This is a genomic window from Rothia sp. HMSC076D04, from assembly GCF_001814645.1.
GTDB lineage: Bacteria > Actinomycetota > Actinomycetes > Actinomycetales > Micrococcaceae > Rothia > Rothia mucilaginosa.
Genome location: NZ_KV817366.1, coordinates 31,238 through 51,555, shown reverse-complemented (window position 1 = coordinate 51,555; position 20,318 = coordinate 31,238). Strand labels below are relative to the sequence as shown.

The 20,318-nt window shown below is 61.2% G+C and carries 13 protein-coding genes and 1 pseudogene; 11 read left to right on the top strand and 3 right to left on the bottom strand.

From position 1 onward, the window contains the following. Window positions 1–267, top strand: a pseudogene (locus tag HMPREF2980_RS04470) (hypothetical protein); the annotation flags it as partial. A 107-nt stretch (window positions 268–374) separates the two neighbouring features. Here the strand turns inward: HMPREF2980_RS04470 and HMPREF2980_RS04465 are convergent. Then, window positions 375–3,365: a choice-of-anchor M domain-containing protein gene (locus HMPREF2980_RS04465; RefSeq protein ID WP_070690376.1), complete on the bottom strand. Its 2,991-nt coding sequence runs from the start codon at window positions 3,363–3,365 to the stop codon at window positions 375–377. A 274-nt stretch (window positions 3,366–3,639) separates the two neighbouring features. On the opposite strand from HMPREF2980_RS04465, the gene HMPREF2980_RS04460 reads away from it, so the two are divergent. From HMPREF2980_RS04460 to HMPREF2980_RS04435, 6 genes are all read left to right on the top strand, one after another. Beyond that, window positions 3,640–5,958: a TIGR03773 family transporter-associated surface protein gene (locus tag HMPREF2980_RS04460; RefSeq protein ID WP_070690375.1), complete on the top strand. Its 2,319-nt coding sequence runs from the start codon at window positions 3,640–3,642 to the stop codon at window positions 5,956–5,958. Further along, the gene (locus HMPREF2980_RS04455; RefSeq protein ID WP_070690374.1) at window positions 5,945–7,696 is read left to right on the top strand and encodes an anchored repeat ABC transporter, substrate-binding protein; all 1,752 of its coding nucleotides are present in this window, start codon (window positions 5,945–5,947) and stop codon (window positions 7,694–7,696) included. The genes HMPREF2980_RS04460 and HMPREF2980_RS04455 overlap by 14 nt, the downstream gene beginning before the upstream one ends. 93 nt (window positions 7,697–7,789) lie before the next feature. After that, window positions 7,790–8,911, top strand: a complete 1,122-nt coding sequence (locus tag HMPREF2980_RS04450; RefSeq protein WP_070690372.1) for a TIGR03773 family transporter-associated surface protein — start codon at window positions 7,790–7,792, stop codon at window positions 8,909–8,911. Further along, entirely contained in the window at window positions 8,908–9,786 is an 879-nt protein-coding gene (locus tag HMPREF2980_RS04445) for a metal ABC transporter ATP-binding protein (RefSeq protein ID WP_070690370.1), read from the top strand. Before HMPREF2980_RS04450 ends, HMPREF2980_RS04445 begins: the two co-directional genes overlap by 4 nt. Continuing rightward, window positions 9,783–10,637 (top strand): anchored repeat-type ABC transporter permease subunit, encoded by an 855-nt coding sequence (locus HMPREF2980_RS04440; RefSeq protein ID WP_012904337.1) that lies wholly within the window; start codon window positions 9,783–9,785, stop codon window positions 10,635–10,637. The genes HMPREF2980_RS04445 and HMPREF2980_RS04440 overlap by 4 nt, the downstream gene beginning before the upstream one ends. Before the next feature lie 296 nt (window positions 10,638–10,933). Next, a complete protein-coding gene (locus tag HMPREF2980_RS04435) occupies window positions 10,934–12,004 on the top strand; it encodes an alcohol dehydrogenase catalytic domain-containing protein (protein WP_070690368.1) in 1,071 nt (356 codons plus the stop codon). 521 nt (window positions 12,005–12,525) lie between these two features. Here the strand turns inward: HMPREF2980_RS04435 and HMPREF2980_RS04430 are convergent. Together HMPREF2980_RS04430 and HMPREF2980_RS04425 are read right to left on the bottom strand one after the other, a co-directional pair. Then, window positions 12,526–13,854 (bottom strand): NADH dehydrogenase, encoded by a 1,329-nt coding sequence (locus HMPREF2980_RS04430; RefSeq protein WP_070690365.1) that lies wholly within the window; start codon window positions 13,852–13,854, stop codon window positions 12,526–12,528. Window positions 13,855–14,047: 193 nt separating this feature from the next. Beyond that, window positions 14,048–15,613 carry an MFS transporter gene (locus tag HMPREF2980_RS04425; RefSeq protein ID WP_049338178.1) on the bottom strand — a complete coding sequence of 522 codons (1,566 nt, stop codon included), beginning with the start codon at window positions 15,611–15,613 and terminating at the stop codon, window positions 14,048–14,050. A gap of 173 nt (window positions 15,614–15,786) precedes the next feature. On the opposite strand from HMPREF2980_RS04425, the gene HMPREF2980_RS04420 reads away from it, so the two are divergent. From HMPREF2980_RS04420 to HMPREF2980_RS04405, 4 genes are all read left to right on the top strand, one after another. After that, window positions 15,787–16,365 (top strand): TetR/AcrR family transcriptional regulator, encoded by a 579-nt coding sequence (locus HMPREF2980_RS04420; protein WP_070690363.1) that lies wholly within the window; start codon window positions 15,787–15,789, stop codon window positions 16,363–16,365. 136 nt (window positions 16,366–16,501) lie between these two features. Further along, a complete protein-coding gene (locus HMPREF2980_RS04415; RefSeq protein ID WP_049333773.1) occupies window positions 16,502–16,822 on the top strand; it encodes a putative quinol monooxygenase in 321 nt (106 codons plus the stop codon). A 246-nt stretch (window positions 16,823–17,068) separates the two neighbouring features. Further along, the gene (locus HMPREF2980_RS04410) at window positions 17,069–17,881 is read left to right on the top strand and encodes an NUDIX hydrolase (RefSeq protein ID WP_070644369.1); all 813 of its coding nucleotides are present in this window, start codon (window positions 17,069–17,071) and stop codon (window positions 17,879–17,881) included. 467 nt (window positions 17,882–18,348) lie between these two features. Beyond that, window positions 18,349–20,136 carry an ABC-F family ATP-binding cassette domain-containing protein gene (locus HMPREF2980_RS04405; protein WP_070690361.1) on the top strand — a complete coding sequence of 596 codons (1,788 nt, stop codon included), beginning with the start codon at window positions 18,349–18,351 and terminating at the stop codon, window positions 20,134–20,136. The last annotated feature ends 182 nt before the right edge of the window (window positions 20,137–20,318 follow it).

The following is a 20,318-nucleotide window of genomic DNA, read 5'->3' as shown; positions in this document are numbered from 1 at the left end:
TATTACGAAACGCTGAATGTTGAAGACCAGGATATGGTGGGCTTCTATACCCGCTCTGGCAAGCAGATTGCTGCCTTCGGTCCGACTACCCACAATAACTATCGCATCTTGGCAATTGTGCGGTTCAGGATTGAGAACGAGCGTTGGCCTGACATGAATAATCCGGATGATGTGGCGAAGGTGAATGAGTTGGACGATAGGGGTATGACCATTCTTTATTTCAGGGGCCGTGAGAAGGTTACTGGCCTCGCTGACGTCGATATGTAGCACCGCATCAACCCCGAGAACCAAGCACAGGAAAGCCCCCGCGGCCGAGAGTCATCCTCTCAGCCGCGGGGGCTTCACCGTATCAGCGTGTCCTCACGCGGCGAGCGCTAAGAAGCGCGGCGGCGGGAACGCAGCACCATCACAGTGCCCGCACCCAACACCAGCGCACCGCCCACAGCCACAGACACCGCACCAAAACCAGTACGCGCCAGGCCGCCCTGCTGGGCACCACCAGAAGAAGCAGACACGCCAGACTGACCCAAAGAGCCGCCACCGGTACCGCCACCGGAAATACCGCCCGGGTATACGCCGCCAGCAGAACCATCAGCAGAATCAGAGCCCTGCGCGTTCACGTCACCGGCAGCGCCAGAAGCACCAGCCTGACCGGACTGACCAGACTGCGCGGCACCGGACTGACCAGCCTGACCGGAACCAGCATTACCGCCAGCACCGCCCGGGGTTGCCGAATCCACACGGCGCACACCGCTAAAGTCATCCGACGCAGCGTTCGGGTCCTTCGGCACGGCAGTCTCAAACGAGCACGCATCCGACGCCTTCTTACCCACAGCAACCGCAAGCTGCTGCACCGGGCTGTTCACCTCAGTACCATCAGCCAGGGTCGCGGAATAGTGCACATCAAACATGTACTGGCCGGGCTCAGAGAACACCCAGTTCGCGTGCGCGTGCGTCGCGTAATCAATGTCGATCGTGGTCTTGCCGGTCGTCGAATCCAGCAGCACATCCGCACCATTCAGCGACTCAGTGAACATGCCGAAGCGTGCACCCTCAGGCATGACCTTCGGCACCACGTGCAGGCGCACCGGGCCGCGCAGCTGACTGTAGTCAATATCCTGCGTGTTGTAGCCGGGCCAAGGCAGGCCGCTCTGCTGAGTCTGCGGCAGACCGTAGAACGCGGTACCGACCGGGCCCATGAAGTTCAGCTTCTCATCAGCCATACGTTCAGTGCGTACACGGCGGGCGTTCTCGCTGACCGTCCACACGACCGAATCAAGCGGGCGCACCGTCGAATCGGCGTCAATGATGCCGCTGTCGTCGCGCAGACCCACGGACAGCTGGCGGTCCTTCAGGGTCGCCTGAATGTCCAGGTGGCCCTTCGAAATCTTGGCGCGGCCGTCAATCTGACCGGGCACGCACTGGTGACCCGGGGTTCCGGGAGTGGACGGCTGAGCAGAGGGCGCGGGGCTGGACGGCTCCGGGTTTGCGGGCGCGGGGCTACTCGGTGCCGGAGTGGAGGGCGCCGGAGCAGGCACGCTCGGTTCTGCGGAGGCGGTCGGCACCGCAGGCACGGTCGGAACCTCGCTGGGGGACACCGACGGAACGGTGCTGGGCTCAGCGGTCGGAGCCTCGGAAGGAGCCTCGCTCGGCTCAGCAGAAGGTTCAGCAGAGGGCGCGACGGTAGGCTCAGCGCTCGGCGACGGATCCACCGGAGCAGGCTTCGGCGCATCGCTAATGGGTGCGCTATCGGGAGCCAACGCACCGTGCGCAGTGTACTTCGTGCCCGGCTCGTAGTTCGCCGCAACCTCAGTGGTGGAGGCGGAAGCGTTCATATCCGGGTGGGTCAGCATCTTCACGCGCAGAGCCGTGCCCTTGTAGAACGACTCGTCACGGAAGGTAAAGCGCGCCACGCCATCCTCAACGGAGCCTTCCAGGTCGAGGTACGGGTACACCGGGTCATCCTGGGCGTAGAAGCCGCCGCGCATGAAGCCGCGCACCTTCGGGTCCTTGAAGCGGACCTCAACGGTGCTGAAGCCATTGCCGTTCGGGGTGACGGTCACGTCGTAGTCCATGCTGGTCGGCGTGTACTGCTGGGTGCTGAGTACGGTGTTCGCCTGATCCGGGATTTCTTCGGGCCAGGAGCCGTTACCGTCATCGCTGTACACGCTCTCAGCCTTGCCGGGCTCGTAGGTGAGCTTGTGCGAGATCCAGCGGGACGCCTCCGCGCTATTCTCGTCGGAGGTGTCGGGGGTGAAGACCGCCTGCAGCTGGGAGCCTTCGCTACCGAGCATTTCAGACCAGGTGGCGGTACCGTTCACGACCGGCAGGTCGGTCAGGAAGTAGCCGTTGTTGTACAGGGTCAGGGTGCCCTTGAGGTTCTTGTTCGCGGCGGTGAAGGTGATGTCGCTGAGCTTGTCGTCGGCATCCTTGTTCTTAGCCGGGTCGGCGTCCAGGCGGTGCGGTGCCACGGACAGCATGTACTTTGCGGCGTCCAGGTCACCGACGGGTGCCGCGTTGTAGCGGTCGACGGTGGGCACGGCGGTGGGGGTGCCGTCACCGAGCACGGGCTGCATGCCGCCAACCTGCCAGACCAGCTTCGACGGCTTGGAGCTAATGATGCGGCCGTCGGTGGAGCGCGCCACGGTGCGGTAGGTGACCACGTAGCGGCCGGGGCGGGTGAAGGTCGTGGTGTTGTGGGTGTGGCTACCCTTGTCGAGCAGCCAGGAGTGCCAGCCGGTGGAGCTGCTGGAGAGCATGCGGTACACGTCAGCGGGGGCGTCGTCCGGGTTGTAGCGGAAGAGCTCCATACGGCCGGGGCCCTCAACGGAGAGAATGTCGGTAGCGAACACGCCGTCACGGAAACGCTCGGTGGGCACCTTCGTGGAGGCACCCAGGCCAGCCCAGATGGGGTCCTGGTTGCCGTAGGTCAGGTGCGGTGCCATGTAGAGGGTCTGGCCGGGTTCGCCGAGGAACGCCAGGGAGGGCGAGTCGCCCAGGGTCATGGTGTACTGCGACTTGCCGTCCCTGGTGCTGTAGCCCTTGCCGACCCAGTTGACGGTCTTGTCCAGTTCGTAGGTGTCTGCACCGGTCTTGTAGGGGTTCGCCTCGTTCATGAGGACGAAGGTGCCGTTCTGCTCGTCCCAGTATGCCTTGGGGGCGTCAACGTGGCCCTTGGTGGTGACGATTTTGCCGTCGTCGGGGCCTGCTGCGGCGGGCAGGGAGGGGGCAGCGCCGGCGAGCGCGAGCAGCGCTGCGGCGGAAAGGAATGCGGCTGCGCGGCGGAGGGCGGGCTTGCCGCCGGGGATGAAGAGTGCGGGGGTGTGTGTGGTGACCCGTCGTTGGGTCTGCTTCTGAGAGCTCATGACAACCTTTCTCATTTTTCTATTTCCTAGGGTAGCTCTTTTGCAAATAATTGTCATTTAGAACCTAAGTGAGTATAGTGATTCTCAGAAACACGTGTGCGCCGAGGCGCGCCCAAAAACGCACACCACGTACATCCACAAAGAGAAAAACACGGCAGAGCGCACCCCGGACGCAGGGGAGAAACCGGCAACAGGCCGCCGGACCCAGCATCGGGCAAACCCCGAAAGCATCGGGCAACGCGCCAGCCAACGAGCAGTCATCCAAGGAGCCACCATGCAAGGACGCACCAAACCCCTGAGCCTACTCAGCGCAACCACCCTCGGATGCACCCTCGCACTCGGGGCACCCCTCGCCCTCCCCCAGGTCGGCACCTTCACCGCCGCACAGGCACAGGAAAACCAGACCGGCACCCAGGCAGGTACCGAGTCGCGCGCCTACGTCAACTACGAAGGTGACTACGTCATCGCGGGCGTACACACCGAAATGCTCAACGCATTCCTCGACGGCAACCAGTTCACCCTCGCCACCCTCGCAGACACCGGCCCCGGCCAGCAGGGACGCTTCAACCCCGCCCGCACCGTCTTCCACCTGCCCGACGTCGAGGATGCACACACCAACGTCGTAGCAGGCTACGACTACATTGCCCCCGAAGGCACCGACATCTTCTACATTCCCTCCACCCGCACCCGCGGCCTGCTCTACCCCGGCCTCGGTGCGGAAGGAATCCGCCCCGGCGCACTCAAGGACAACACCATCAACCTTGAACTCGTGCGCAGCAGCGTACCCGAAGGCGGCCGCGCCGAAGTCTTCACCGAATCCGGTCGCGACAACCCGCGCGTCTTCAGCACCAACGACAAGCTCGCACCGCACACCATCACCTCTGGCGGTCACGAGCACCTCAGCTGGGCATTCACCCGCGCAGGCATCTACCAGCTGACCTTCCGTGCCACCGCAACCCTTGCCGACGGCACCCCGGTCAGCTCCGAGGCGACCTACACCATCGCCGTGGGCACTAACGCTGAGGACGGCTTCAAGCTCCTGAACGCACAGAACGCCGCAAAGGAAGCGACCAAGGACGCCACGAGCGAGGCAACCACTACCCCCGAGGCGACCTCCACCGCCACCGAGAGCGCCACCAGCAGCCCCAGCGCATCTACCTCCGCAAGTGCTGAGGCGAGCGCTTCTGCTGAGGCGAGCGCATCCACCGGTATTCGCCGCGTGGATGGATCCGTGAACGGTCAGAACGCCGCGCAGGTGACCGACCCGAACGGCGCGAAGGCAGCAGCGAATGGTGAGCAGGCATCCCAGGGTGGATCCGGTGTAACCGCTATCAGCGGCACCGACAACACCAATAACGGCTCTGACAAGGGTGAAAACAAGGACGGCAATGCCACCAGCCCGAAGGGATCCAGTGTGAAGGGCTCCAACGCCCAGAACATCAGCGCACCCAGCAACGGCGGCGGCATTACCGGTAGCGGCGTGCTATCCTCCGGTCTGCCCGGCAGCCTGAACCAGCAGTGCATCGCCACCGAGGTTCCCGCCGAAGATGCCAAGGACGCTCAGAAGGACAGCAAGCAGAGCAACCAGGCAGCCCAGGCACCGACCAGCATCCCCACCCTCGCCGTGGTCAACACCGCTGAGCACAGCGGCCGTGAAGAAGTCACCCACGGCCACTTCGACGTAGGCCCGATCCTCAACGGCGGCAACCTCACCAGCAGTGTGAAGGACGACCGCACCAGCCCCGCCCGCCACGTCTCCCCCGGCGCCCTCGAGTTCGTACTCAATGACGCCGCGAAGATCAACCTGCCCGCAGGCATGGAGAACATCGCCCCGGCGGGCACCCCCGTGCACATGATCGGCGCAACCCAGCAGCAGGGCGTGCCCTGGCTCGGCTGGAGCACCCAGGACCCCGAACTGCTCAAGCAGCTCGACGGCCCCGTCACCATGAGCCTCAACGGTTTTGAGGGCCCCGGCACCATGTCCACCTTCCTCTCCGGCAACTTCGGTTCCGCCGGTCAGCAGGTCTTCGATTCGCGTAGCGGCGGCTCCTTCCAGGTGCCCGCAAACACCCACCAGCACAGCAACTGGGTGTTCACCGCTGAGGGGCGCTACACCGTGACCATCGGCTGGACGGCACGCCTGAAGAACGGCCAGCAGGTCAGCAGCGAATCGGTTCTGCACTTCACCGTCGGCAACCCCGATAATGCCCCGGCAAGCAACAACGCGCAGGGTGCGGCAGACACCAAGCAGGACGGCGGCAACGCTAACAGCGCTAACGGCGCCAACAACGGCGGCGAGAAGAGCACCGCAAAGAACCCCGTCAACGGCACCGTCGACGAAGCCACCGGCATCGTCACCAAGCCCGACGGATCCAAGGTGCGCATCGTCGGTAAGACCGCCTCCGGTGAGGATTGCGCCCTGACCAGCCAGGAACTCGCGAACGCCCAGAAGGCAGCCGCGGCGGGTAAGCTGCCGAACACCGGTGTGGTTATCGACCCGTTCATGGTCAGCACCTCCATTCTGGCGCTGGCACTCGGTGCCATGATTCTGCGTTCGGCACGCCGAAAGGGCCGCAGCGGTGACACCGCATAGCGGGCATACCGGCAACCGCGCACACGCTTATAGTCGGCGTACCGCCCTCACCCTCGCCTCCCGTATTGCGGTGGGTGCGGGGGTGGGGGCTGGTGCCTTCGCACTGAGCGGATGCGCCAGCACCGTGAATGCCTCCTCCGACCGGATGCGCGTGGTCGCCACGACCCCGATTCTGGCGGACTTGGCTCAGCAGATTGCAGGAGAGCGCGCCAGCGTGCACTCCCTGGTGCCCGCCGGTGCTGACCCGCACTCGTATGAGCCGAGCCTGCGCGATATCCGCGATGTCGCCTACGCCCGCTGCGCCCTGACGAACGGTCTGCTGCTGGAGCAGCGTAAGCTCAGCAAAATGGTTGAGGCGAACCTGCCCGCAGGCGTTGTGTCCGTGGCGGTTGCGGAGAAGATTGAGCAGTACGGCGGCAAGCTGGAAGCCATTGTTGAGGATGCCTCCCTGGACTCCATCTGGCTGGGTTTGCGCGTTGAAGAGGGCGGGCAGAACGAATCTGCCCCCGCCGATTCTTCGGATGCGGGAATGCGCTTTGAGGTGCAGAGCGTGCGGGCGCGCACCTCTACCGATTCGTCGAATGCGCAGCTGGCTGCGTTCATTACGCAGACCTTCGGTGCGGTGGAGATGCTGTGCGATTCGCATGCGCGCGGCGTGAACCTCACCCGTGAGGGGGACACCGCGATCCGTACCGGCGATATGGGTTCGCTGGAGCTTCCGTTGCAGGCGCATACGCATCTGTCGTGGGCGTTTAGTGATGCCGGCGAGTACGCCATTGAGCTGAGCGCCACCGCGGTCAATGCGCCGGAGTCGGTGCGTTCTTCGCGCGGCACCCTGTACTGCGCGGTTGGTCGTGACCCGCAACAGCTGGTGGACCGTCTGGCGAAGGAACAGAACGTTTCTGCCTCGGACATCAAGGTTCTTTCCGCAGGTCACGCCGATATTACGGCACGTACCGGCGACGGCAGGCTCGTGCTTCGCGCGGATTCCTCCCAGGGCGCCGTAGAGTACGAACTGAACCGCACCGTGGTCGCGGTCCCCTCCCGCACCCTGCAGGAGGTGCCCGCCGGCGGCAGCTACCGTTTCCTGCGGTCGGGTGCTTCGGAGCATCGCGGTCAGGTGTACCTGCTGGCGCAGGCCGTTCTGGGCAAGCACGTACACGGCGAAATTGACCCGCACATTTGGCATTCGGTGCCGAACGCGAAGGCGAGCGTGCAGGTCATCCGTGACGCACTCACCTCCGCCGACCCGGAGGGTGCGAGCGAGTACGCGACCCGCACCGAGCAGGTCATGAAGGAGCTTGACACCTTAGACGCTCAGCTGCGTCAGGTGTACGGGGGCCTGCCGGAGTCGGCACGCAACCTGGTCACCACGCACGACGGCTACCGCTACCTGGCGAGCACCTACGGGTTGCACATTGCCGGTTTCGTGAGTGCCAGTGCCAGCGGCGAGCCGAGTATTCAGCAGCGTCAGCGTCTGCGTCGCACGGTCGAGGATTTGAAGGTTCCAGCGATTTATCTGGACAAGTCCACGGCGATGCGTTCACCGGTTCTCACGGAGCTGGCTCGGGAGGCTCAGGTACGTACCGGGGTGCTCTATTCGGACACTCTGGATGCACAGGCTCCTCACTACGCGCAGATGATGCTGGCGAATGCTCACACGATTGCACTGTGCTCGGGGGCTAGTTCCGGCGGCGATTCTTCGGGTGCTAGCTGCTCGGAGGCAAGCACCTTATAACCCGGTTTTAAGCTACCCACAAGCTCATATAGCCGTATCAGCATATAGATAATCTTTCACACACCGTTTCGGTCATGATCCAAGGAAGTCCTCATGATGAACTCAACCACCCCCTCCCGCTCCTCACGTAGCCGCGCCCTGCCCGCCCTGGCTCTGGGCGCCAGCCTCATGCTCGCACCCCTGGGTATGGCACACGCGGAGACCACCCCGGCAACCACTGAGGCAACCACCGAGAGCGCCTCGGCTCAGCCGAGCGACAGCAACCTCAGCCGCGGCGAGCGCGCCCTCACCCAGACCCTGTCGGCGGAGCAGCCGGTCGCATCCGGCCGCACCGAAATTTCTGCCGGTCACGTGGATATGGGTCCTCGTTTCAACAACGGCAAGTTTGAGCTCATGCTCCACGACGACCACGGTGAAACCCCCGTCTGGCGCAGCCTGGACGAGGTCATCTACCGCGGTAGCGACCAGGCGATCCTTGAGGTGCCGAACGACCCGCGCTACTCCTTCGTGGGTGCGCCCGCCGGGTCTAAGGTGTACGTCATTCCGCAGACCGAAACTAAGGGCGTGATCTGGCCGGGTTGGAACACTCAGGATCCGCAGCTGGTGTCCAAGCTGAACCGCGGCGTGAACCTGACCCTGGAGCAGGTGAGCGGCCCCGGCACGTTCAGCCTGTACCTGGAGAACGGCAACTTCTCGGCACCGCAGGTGCTGTGGTCCTCGACCAAGAGTGAGCCGCAGAAGCTGTGGGTCGAGAAGAACACTCACACCCACGCGAACTGGGTATTCACCGCCCCGGGCGAGTACCTGCTGAAGGTTACCGCGAGCGCTGAGCTGTCTGACGGTTCGACCGTGTCTGATACCCGCTACCTGAAGTTTGCGGTGGGTGATTCTGCGAGCGCTGATGCCCTGTACGCGATGGAGGCGCAGGCTCGCGGTTCCTCGGGCTCGGCTTCTTCTGCTTCCTCCGATGCTTCGTCTACCTCTGCTTCTCAGGCATCCGGTACTCAGGCATCCGGTACTCAGGCATCCGGTTCTTCTTCTGCCGCCGCAGCGAGTGACCAGAGCGGTTTCCGTGCTGAGTTCACGATTTCCTGGAGTCCTATTGTCGCTGGCATCGTGGTCGTGGTGGGCGTGGGCGCGTTCATCGCCTCCCGTCGCCGCCGCGCCTCCGCTCAGCGTGAGGCTCTGGATGAAGTGCGCGGTGACCGTTCGTGAGCGCATCGGTAACAGCGGGTACTGAGCCCGTCCTAGAGATTTCAAACCTGTACGCCGGCTACGCGCGCCGTTCCATCCTCAAGGATCTGTCCCTGACCCTGGAGCGCGGCGAGTTTGCGGGTCTGATTGGTGCTAATGGTGCCGGTAAGACCACGCTGTTGCGCACCATTTTGGGTCTGATTCGCCCGGCGTCCGGTCAGGTTCGGGTGCTGGGTGAGTCGCCGCGTGTGGCGCGTGCGCATATTGGTTATGTGCCGCAGAAGCACCAGTTCCAGTGGGATTTTCCGCTGACCGTTAAGGACACGGTGATGACCGGTCGCGTGCGTGAGATTGGGTTCTTCCGCCGCCCGGCGAAGAAGGATTGGGTTCAGGTTTTTTCGGCGATGGAACGCACCGATGTTCTGCACCTGCAGGATGCTTCCATCGCGGAGCTTTCCGGTGGTCAGCGTCAGAGGGTTCTTTTGGCGCGCGCTTTGGCGGCGAACCCCTCCCTGCTGCTGCTGGATGAGCCGTTTACGGGCGTGGATGCACCGACTCAGACCACTCTGACTCGCCTGTACCGTGAGTTGGCGGGTGAGGGCATCACGATTCTGATGTCTACGCATGACATGCTGGCGGCGCGTGAGTCCTGCTCGCGTCTGTGCGGTGTGCGCGGCAATATTCACCTGGATGGTCCGGCGGACTCCTTTAGCTTGGAGCAGCTGCATACGTGGTTGCACGGTCACGATATTGAGGAGGCGCAGGGCCACGCCCGCACGGGCTTCACCTGTGCCGGTGGTGCGTTGGATGAGTACGGCCACGAGCTGCCCGATTCCTGCGCTTCTGATTATTCCCTCTCCCCCGCCCATACTGCTTCTACCGGGGGTGCCCGTTGATTACTCCTATCGATTTTCTTGCCGACCTGTTCAACCCGTCTCTGGCGTTCCTTCCGCGCGCCCTGGCGGCGGTGCTACTCGCGTCGGTGGTTACCGGTGTGGTGGGCTGCCACGTGCTGATGCGCGGCATGGTCTTCATTGGCGATGCGGTGGCGCACTCGGTGTTCCCGGGTCTTGCGGTGGCGTTCGTGCTGGGTGGCAACCTGGTCATGGGCGGTCTGACTGCGGGCGTGGTGACGGCTATTCTGGTGGCTATTTTTAGCCAGAATCAGCGGTTGCGCGAGGATTCCGTGATCGGTATTTTCTTCGCGGCGTCTTTTGCGTTGGGTATTGTGATTATTTCGTTGGCGCCGGGCTATTCGGGGTCGGTGCAGGATTTCTTGTTCGGCTCGATTGTGGGTGTTTCGAATGAGGACATTACCCAGGCGGCGATTATGGGTGCCGTTATTCTGCTGGTGCTGTGGCTGTTCCACCGCCAGATTGTGACGGTCAGCCTGGACCGTGAGAGTGCCCGCGCGATGGGCCTGCCGGTGCTTGCCTTGGATATTGTGCTGTACGTTCTGGTGACCATTTCTGTGGTGCTGGGTTTGCAGACGCTCGGTAATGTGCTGGTGTTGGCGCTTCTGGTGATTCCGGCGTCGGCTGCCCGCCTGGCGTGCCGCCGTCTGGGGTCGATGATGGTGTTCTCGCCGGTGTTTGGCGGTATCTGTTCGATTGTTGGCCTGTACCTGTCGTGGGCGTTTAACCTGCCGACCGGTGGCACGATTGTGCTGTCGATGGTGGCGGCTTTTGTGCTGGTGTGGGCGGTGACGGCGGTTCGTTCGCGAGCGCGTGCCCAGCTGAAGAATTAAACCCAGCTCAACCTCGACTCAATCCAACTTTCCTCGATTAAACGCACGAGTAAACGCACGAGGCGCATCCCTGTTTGGGGGGTGCGCCTCGTGCGTTTTTTACAGGTCTTAAATACCCAAAGTGAATCATGTTCATGTTTAAAGAACCAAAAGATACACTCCGCGTAATAAAAGCGCATAATTCAACACGTCGGGTTTAATGAAAATACAACCTATCAAATATTTCTTATGGGTTGATACATGTAGTGATAAAGCAGTCACTGCACCCTCATTAGAGCTTCAAAGAAGGAGTCATCATGAAGGCATATGTATACCACGGCCCCGATCAGAAGGGCGCCTGGGAGGAAGTCCCGAACCCCACCATTCTTGAGCCCACGGACGTTATCGCCCGTGTCGACACCACCACCATTTGCGGTACTGACCTGCACATCCTGAAGGGTGACTGCCCCGAGGTGGACCACGGACGCATCCTGGGCCACGAGGCTGTCGGTACCATTACCGAGGTTGGCTCCGCGGTGACTGACCTGAAGGTCGGCGACCGCATCATCATCCCCGCCGTGACCAGCTGCGGTAAGTGCTCCTACTGTAAGGCGAACCAGCCTTCGCACTGCCAGACCGTTGGTGGTGTCGGCTGGATTTTCGGTTACATGATTGACGGCACCCAGGCAGAGTACGTGCGTGTTCCCTACGCAGAGACCTCGGTTCACCTGGTTCCGGAGGGCCTGACCGATGAGGACGTCCTCTTCCTCACCGACGCACTGCCCACCGGTTTTGAGATTGGTATTCTGAACGGTCACACCAAGCCCGGAGACACCGTCGCTGTGGTGGGTGCAGGCCCCGTGGGTCTGGGCGCTATCATGACCGCTAACCTCTGCGGTGCCGGTCGCGTCATCACCGTCGATTTTGACGATAACCGCATGAACAAGGCGCTGGAGCTGGGCGCAACCGATAAGGTCAACGCGGGCGACCCGGACTTTATCGAGAAGATTAAGGCACTCTCCCCCGACGGCCTGGGCGTGGACGTGGCAATTGAGGCTGTGGGCGTTCCGCAGACTTTCGAGACCTGCACCAAGATTGTTCGCCCCTACGGCAACATCGCGAATGCCGGCGTGCACGGCAAGCCCGTTGAGCTGCCGCTGAACACCATGTGGATTTCTAACGTGAGCATCAACATGGGTCTGGTCAACTGCAACACCGTCGGTAACCTGCTGAACATGGTCCGCTCGGGTCGTCTGAACGCTAAGGCGATGGCAACCCACCGCTTCACGTTCGACCAGTTCGAGGAAGCCTACGACCTGTTCAGCCACGCTGCTGAGCACAACGTGGTGAAGGTTGTTATCTCCCGCGACCCCGAGGTTGCGGCATAGACTGCGGTAGGCTCATATACCGCTGATACTGAAACCCCGAACGTTCGTTAGGGATTTCGGTGGGATGTATTCAATACACTGCGAACATCCCCACGATTCGCCTCCGGGTGGGAGTGGGTAGGTCCCACCCGGAGCGCGAATCGTCCTCCCCTACCCCGAGATGTAGTTATTTTCTGATGATGTAAGAAATCTGAAGATGTAGAGATGCGCCAGCTCGGGGTTTTCTGTTCCCTCAGCCCCCTCTCCGGTGGGCTCTGGGGCGGTTCCTCAAGCGTGATGCACCCTCTGCCGGGCGCTCTGCCAACCTGCTTCGGCGGGTTCTTCTGCCAGGCAACCTCTACTGGTGGAGGGGCGCATCATTTGGCTCTTCTTGGTCGGGCGGTACCTCCGATTCTGCTCCTCCTTGAAGGGAAAGGAAAAGGGTCGCACGCTTACGATTCAATGGCGATTCGTAGGCTGCGACCCTTTTCTCATGCCCGGAATGTGGTGCTCCGGAGATTTTCTGCGCTCCGGGCGGCTATTTAGTTTTTGGGTTTCTCATCGTCAGCCTTCTCGCCGATAGCGGCGTTCTGTGTGATGGGGTTGAACACCTCCGTGGGATCATCCTCTCCGAATGCGGCAGATACCCCAGATACGGCAGAGGGTTCGGTGGCGCTTCCGGTGACGGGCTCGGTGGGTGCATCTGCTAGATCCCCGGCAAGCACGTCAGTAGGATTATTGGCAGGTACCTCAACGGGCACCTCCGCAACGATGGGTTCCTCCGAAACAGACGCCTCCGGAGCCTTCTGCGCATCCTTATCCTGAGCCGGAGTATCTACGGGCTGCCCAGAAACACCCTGCTCAGTAGCTACCGGCTCACCGTGCGCGGATTCCTTCTTCGCATCCTTGTGCGCGTCCTTATGTTCGAGCCTGTAGATGATGCGCGGTTCCAGGCGCTCAAAACCAATCTTGGAGCGCACCCAGTTCACGAAGCGGTCGATACGGTCCTCACCCTCGGTGGTTTCCGCAACCCGGTAGTTGCGCGGCAGCATCACGCTGTCGCTGAGCACGCGCGGGTACTCATCAATCTCCTGAATACCCGCCATGTACATGTTCTCGCGGAACTGGTGAGCGAACTCCTGCTGACCGAGGAACAGCTGGTCGGCGTAGGTTTTAGCCGCCAGGCGCTCGCTGTAGGCGTCCTTGGAGTCGCGAGCGCCCTTCTTGGAGCCGTAAATATCCCAGAAGTAGAAGTACACATTGTTCGCGATAATGGCGGAGATAATGCGGTTCTGCAGGTACACGAGGGCACCGACGGCGACCGCACCAACAATCAGGAGCACCACGGCGAGCGGGGAGAGTGCAAAGTCAGACAGATTGCCGCGGTGGTTCGTGAACAGGCCAATCAGGTAGGCGATGGTGACCACGATGATGGGCACGCCGATGAAAATCACGGCCAGCGGAACCCAAATGTACAGCAGGGCACGTAGAATCAGGCGGTAGTAGCTAATCGAGTCGCCAATGGGGATGGGCGTAGGCTTCACGGAAGAGTGCGCACGCTTCATGAGCAGGCTGAAGATACGGTTGCTGTCGATGCCAACTTTACGCAGCTTCGATTCGAGGGACGCACGCTTGAGGAAGACCCGGTAGTTTTCGAGGACGACGCGCTGGTCGGAGGTGAGCTTTTCGGGGTCGGGTAGGGCGTTGAGGTCCAAGCCGGCTTCGGTGAGGAGCTTGCTCCACAGTTCCAGTCGCGCCAGTTCGGAGGGTTTTGCCGCCGCCTGCGCCTGGTAGTTCTTGTAGGAGATGAAGATGGTGCTAGCACCAATGAGTAGCGTAATAAAGGGTGCTATCCAGTCTTTGAGTCCCATGGTGGCGTTCTTCCTTGATTGTGTGGAGCCGCTGGTTCCTCTGCGGTCGGGGCTGATGCCCGCTGTTTTACCGTACCACCGGCACCTGTGCTGAACCTTTAAATGCGCAGGTGGGTGCGTAAAAATAGCCCCGCCTCCCGATGCTTAAGAGCAACGGCAGGCGGGGCTTATCTATGAGGTTTAGTGCGCGGAATTAGTGGTCAGCGGGCTTCATTTCGCGCGGTGCCTTGCGGATCATGAAGTAGCTAATGACGGCCATAACACCCATGAGCACGGCGCTGAATGCGGAGCTCAGCACCACGCCGGAGTCGAAGGCAGCGAATGCGGAGGAGAGCAGCTGGTTCGCCTGCTCGCCACCCACCTGGCTTGCGACCGTCACGGCACCGCCGAGGGTTTCGTGGGCGTGGTCGGCGAGAGTCTCATCCAGGCCGTCGGGTACAACCACATTTGCGCGGTAGACGGCGGTGAGCATGCCACCAATGATGACGGTGCCGAGCACCGTACCTGTCTCGTAGGAGGTCTCCGAGATCGCGGATGCCGCACCAGCCTTACGCGGCGGCACGCTGGAGAGCATCAGGTCGTTCGAAATGGTCTGCGCAATACCGATGCCGGTACCGAGCACAATGAAGATCAGGATAATCACCAAGTCGTTGTGCGCACCCAGGAAGGCGAGCACCGCGAACGCGGCAGCGTGGAGCGCCAGACCGAAAGACACCACCTGCGCCGGGTGGAAGTGCACCGCCACGCGCGCAATCACCAGACCGGCGATAATGATCGCCAGGGTACCGGGAATCAGCAGCATACCGGCGTACATGGGCGGCAGACCGGAGACCAACTGCAGGTGCTGGGAGGCGAAGTAGATGAAGCCAACGTCCACCATCATGGAGATGAGGTTTGCGGTAATCGCGCCGGTGAACACGGTGTTGCGGAAGAGGCGCACATCCAGCATGGGCTGAATATCGTTCTTCTCGCGGTTGAGCTGACGCAGCACGAACAGGACAATGAAGCACAGGCCGGCAAGGATGGTGCTGATAGCCACCGCATCGAACCCGGTTTCGGAGGTGTGAGTCAGACCGAAGGTAATGCCGGTCATGCCGGTCATAATCAGCAGGATGCTCAGCGGATCCACCGGGCTGGGGTTCGGGTCCTTCGACTCGGGAACCATAATCGGGGCGAGAATCAGCAGAGGAATCAGAATCGGCACAGCGAGCAGGAACACCGAACCCCAGTCGAAGTGCTCCAGCAGGAAACCACCCACAATCGGGCCCAGCGCCGCACCCGCCGAGAAGCCCGAAGCCCACACGGCAATAGCGATGCGGCGCTCGGTCGCATCCACAAAGATATTGCGAATAATCGACAGGGTTGCCGGCATGAGCATGGCGCCAAAAATGCCAAGCAGGGCGCGGGCAACCACGAGCATCAGCGCGGAGGGCGCGAATGCCGCGAGCGCAGAGATTGCCGCGAAGCCGGTCGAGCCGATGAGCAGCAGCTTGCGGCGACCGATGCGGTCACCGATAGCGCCCATGGGCACGAGCAGGGCGGAGAGCACCAGGGAGTAGGAGTCAACGATCCACAGCTGCTCCGCGGAGGAGGGGCTCAGCGCCTTAGCGATTGCGGGCACCGCGAAGGCAAGCACTGTGTTGTCGATGGAGACCAGGAGCACCGGGAGCATGAGCACACCGAGTGCCGCCCAGCGCTTGGTCTTCTGGTCGGGGGCGTGAATGGGCAGAGCCGTGGTGTGCGGATTGTGATTCGTCATGGGTTGTTTTCGTGCGTCTATAAGGTGTCGGCTGATGCGGCGGACGCGGCGGCATCAGCTCGGCCTGTCTTTTGGGCTAGGTCTTTTAGTGAGGTTTTAGGGGTCCGGACGGGGCCATAAACGAAGATTATACCAACTGGACGGTATAGTTTCAAGCGGTTAGACTGGTACCCATGACCACCCCCAACCACCGCAAACAGCGCGCCAACAACTCCCGCGAACACATCCTCGACACCTACATCGACCTGCTGATTCGCTCGGGAGAACGCGCCGCAACCCTCGACGCCGTCGCCACCGCCGCCAAGGTTTCCAAGGGCGGGCTACTCTACCACTTCGCCTCCAAGAAGGCGCTACTTGAGGCGCTCGCAGAACGCACCCTCACCCTGGCTGAAGAGGACTTCGCGGCAATGGAGCAGGCACCCGAGGGGGCAAGCGCCTACTACATCAATTCCTCCACGCCAGATAACTCCCCCTTCGACCGCGCCCTCATTGCTCTCAGCCGCCTGGCACAGAGCAATAACGAGCTTGCCCAGCAGACCATGAGCCGCGTACAGGATGGCTGGCATGCGCTCGTCCTCGCCGAGCTGGGTGATGAACAGATTGCCCGCGCCGTACTGCTTCTGGGTGACGGCATGTACTACAACGCGGCATTCGGAGGCGACTCCGCCAGCCCGCAGAGGGCTGCAGCCATCGCGGCAGACCGTGCGGCGCTGGAACGCGCCCTGCAGGTTCTCAAGGCGGCGGCTCGTTAAACCACAAAAGCCACTCGACACAGCGGTTAAAGCCACAAGCTAAAACCGCTACCTCAAACCCTATTCTTCAGCGCCGGCGAGCACCCGGGGCTTAAACTGGAAGCGTACGTATCTACTCTTCAACCAAGGAGTTCCGATGATTTTCATTGCTGTAAAGTTCCCCGTCAAGCCCGAATACGCTGACCAGTGGATTGAGAAGACCCGCGCTTTCACCGAGGCAACCCGCGCCGAGGAAGGCAATAAGTTCTTCGAGTGGTCCCGCAGCGTTGAGGATCCGAACGAGTTCGTTCTACTCGAGGCTTTCAACGACGACGCAGCTGGCCCGCACGTGAACTCTGACCACTTCCAGCAGGCGATGAAGGACATGCGTCCGCTGCTGACTGCAACCCCGAAGATTATTTCTCGCCTGATCGACGGCGACGACTGGGAAGCAATGGGCGAGCTGCAGATCGACTAGTCTGCACCCCCGACATGCACCCTAGAATTGCATAGTTAGACTCTGGGCGCCTCTTCTGCCTGTTCTATTGGACAGATAGGAGGGGCGCTTTGGTGTGTCCGGTACCTGAACTTTTCCCCTTGACACGACGCGGATGGTACCGGTTTTCGGGTCAGCGGGTGCCTTGCGTGCATTTTTACCCTATTAACCCCTTAAAATGGGTAGAGTATGCACACCTATCGATACCCATTCGCACAGGAGGCCTGAATGAGCATCGCATCCCAGCCTCTTCCCGGCGCAGTCGCCACTGAAGAGCACAACGACGTGGACCACACCTCTGTATCTCTCGCTGTCTCAACCGTGATTCTAGCTTTGCGTCCCAAGGAAAACGAGACCCACCCGACCCTGTGGCTGCCGCTGGTTCGCCGCCTCCGCGAGCCTTATAAGGGCCAGTGGGCGCTTCCTGGCGGTCCGCTCAACCCGAATCTTTCCCTCGAAGAGGCAGCCGCTTCGACCCTGAAGCGCGCAACCAACCTGCAGCCCGGCTACCTGGAGCAGCTCTACGCATTCGGTGACGTTCTGCGCACCCCCGAGGCGCGTGCCGCCCGCGTTGTGGGCGAGCCCGACCCGGCACCCGGTACTGATCACGAGCGCGTGGTTTCCGTGGTGTACTGGGCGTCGATTCCCGCCACCGAGGTCGCGAACACTCGCGTGCACGAGAACATCCGCTGGTTCCCGGTGGATGAGCTGCCCGAGCTCGCCTTCGACCACAACGAAATCATTGAGTACGCGCTCTACCGCCTACAGAACAAGGTCGAGTACTCGCGTATTGCGCACTCTTTCTTGGGCGAGGAGTTCACCCTGGCGCAGCTGCGTGAGGTGTACGAGGCGATTCTGGGTCGCACCCTGGATCCGGCGAACTTCCGCCGCCAGATTGCGGCATCGAAGTCGATTATTGACACCGGCCGCCGCGTGGAGGGCACCCGTCACCGCCCGCCGCGCCTGTACCGTTACAACGACGCTCAGGCGTACGCGGATGCGGGCCCGCTGGGCATGTACCGCGAGCGCCACGAGGCGTAATAGCCTTTCGCGCGTTGTACGCGCGCAGATTTAATGCCTAAAAGGAGGGGCGGCACCGTGCGGTGTCGCCCCTCTTTTTGCGTTCTCTAGGGGGTATCGGCACTTGTCAGGCGGTTTTTCGGGAGGGTGTTTGACTCAGCACCCACACAGTTTCTATGCTTAAGCCATCAGCTCTCTATCCGCGCTACCCCACCGTGGGGGTAACCTAAGGAGCTGACCGCAATGTTTGACCGAAGCCACCCAAGGCACGACCAGGGTGCCCTTCGGAATCTAGGAGGCATCAAAGAAATGACCCACCGAGCATAAGCCCGGATCCAACAACACCAGGTCAATGCGCTTTTATGCGTCCACCCCACTACCCGGGCTTACGTGTACCTACAGACCGCGCTCGGGTTTTTTCATATTCTCATGCCTAACGTGCACTACGATGGCGGGAATCCGAGCACCCATTCGAAGGAACTCGGCCCATGTCACGTCACATTACACTCGACCATATTTCGTACGCACACCCGAGCCAGCCCCCACTTTTCACAGACCTTTCCGCGGTATTTTCTGCGCCACTCACCGGGCTTATCGGCGATAACGGCGCGGGAAAAACTACCCTCTTCAGACTTATTCTTGGCGACATAAACCCTAGTCAAGGCATAATCAGCACCCCACCGCACATAGCGTACCTACCGCAAGATTTAGGGTTGAGTGGGCATCAGCATCTTGCCGATATTTTTGGAATTACAAAAATACTGCAGGCGCTTGATGCGCTGGAATCGGGCGAATATTCCCCCAGCCTTTACGACACCATAGGCGACGCCTGGGATATTGAAGAACGCACCCTCGTAGCCCTTGCCGAACATGGTTTTGGTCCTGCCCTCACTACGACCGATACACAGGCCCGTCGCAACCTTCTGATGCGTCCCCTTAGCACCTTTTCAGGTGGTCAGACGGTCACAGCCGCACTCACCGCGCTTCTGTATTCAGACCCAGAGTTCATTCTGCTGGATGAGCCCACAAATAATCTGGATTCTTCGGCGAAGAATCGGCTTTATACGGCTCTTGAAACCCTCACCTGCCCGGCGCTCATTATCAGCCACGACCGCGATCTGCTGGAGCACGTGAACGTGATTGCCGAGCTTCACGCCGACCGCCAGGGGCTGGCGCATCTGCGCCTCTTCGAGGGTAACTACAGCACATACCGGCAGGCGCTGGAGGCCGAGCAGCAGGCGGCTCAGCGTCGCGTGACCGAGGCGAAGAATGAGGCGCGTAAGGCTGTGCGTGAGCGCACCGAGAACCAGATTAAGCTCGATCGCAACGCCCGCCGAGGCCGCGAATTTGAACGGTCAAAGCGGAAACCTGGCATGGCTATGGGCCTGGATAAAAACAGTTCAGAGCGCTCTGCCGGGAAACTTCACACAGCCCACGAAAGCATGGTGGCGGATGCACGTGCAGCAGTTGGAGAAGCCCAAAAGAACCTGCGCGTGCAGGAGCGTATCTATCTGGAACTTGCTCAGGATGCGCTCCCATTGGGGCGGAAGGTACTGGAATTACATCGGGTGAAGAACGACTCTTGCGCATCTACACCGCAGAGCGCCGACCTTAAGAAGGCATACACCCAAAACACCGTTTCACGTGAAACACAACCATATAAAGTTGATTATCTGTTTCAAATCCAAGATTTTCCCGAGGTTCTTATCCTGACCGGACCCGAACACCTGCACATCACGGGAGCAAACGGCAGTGGCAAGACTGTGCTTCTCAATGCGATAGCGCACGCAAATGACCCTGATTACCGTTCCCCAGTGCCGCCTGCATACCAAGTGCTCTACCGTCTGGATAACACCGCATACCTGCCGCAGCGCATCATCCTCGACCCGGAGCTCACCCTCCTTGAAACCGTACAGAGGGCGAATCCCGGTGCGAGCGAACAGCATCTGCGTGACCAGCTGGCGCGCCTGCTCTTCCGTCGCGAAAGCGTACATCAGCGCATTGGGGATTTATCCGGAGGTGAGCGCTTCCGTGTCGCGGTGGCGCAGGTACTTCTGGCCAACCCGGTGCCGCAGCTACTCATATTGGATGAGCCGACGAATAACCTCGATATTTCCTCGGTGGATTGGCTGGTGCAGGCGCTCGAAGCATACACCGGCGCGCTCATTGTGGTGAGCCATGATGAGGACTTCTGCCGCCGCATCCGCATTGACCGCACACTCAACCTTTCAACAAAAACTCTCGGGAAGGAACCATTCAGGGAATCAGCACGCTGAATCTTCTCCTACAGGGGAGGGTGTTTGACTCAGCGCCCAGTCAGTTCCTATGCTGGAGTCCTCAGCTCTCTATCCATGTTGCCCCACCACGGGGGTAGCTGGCGGAGCTGAACGTATCGTTTGACCGAAGCCACCCAAGGCGCGACCGGGGTGCCCTTCGGAATCTAGGAGGCATCAAAGAA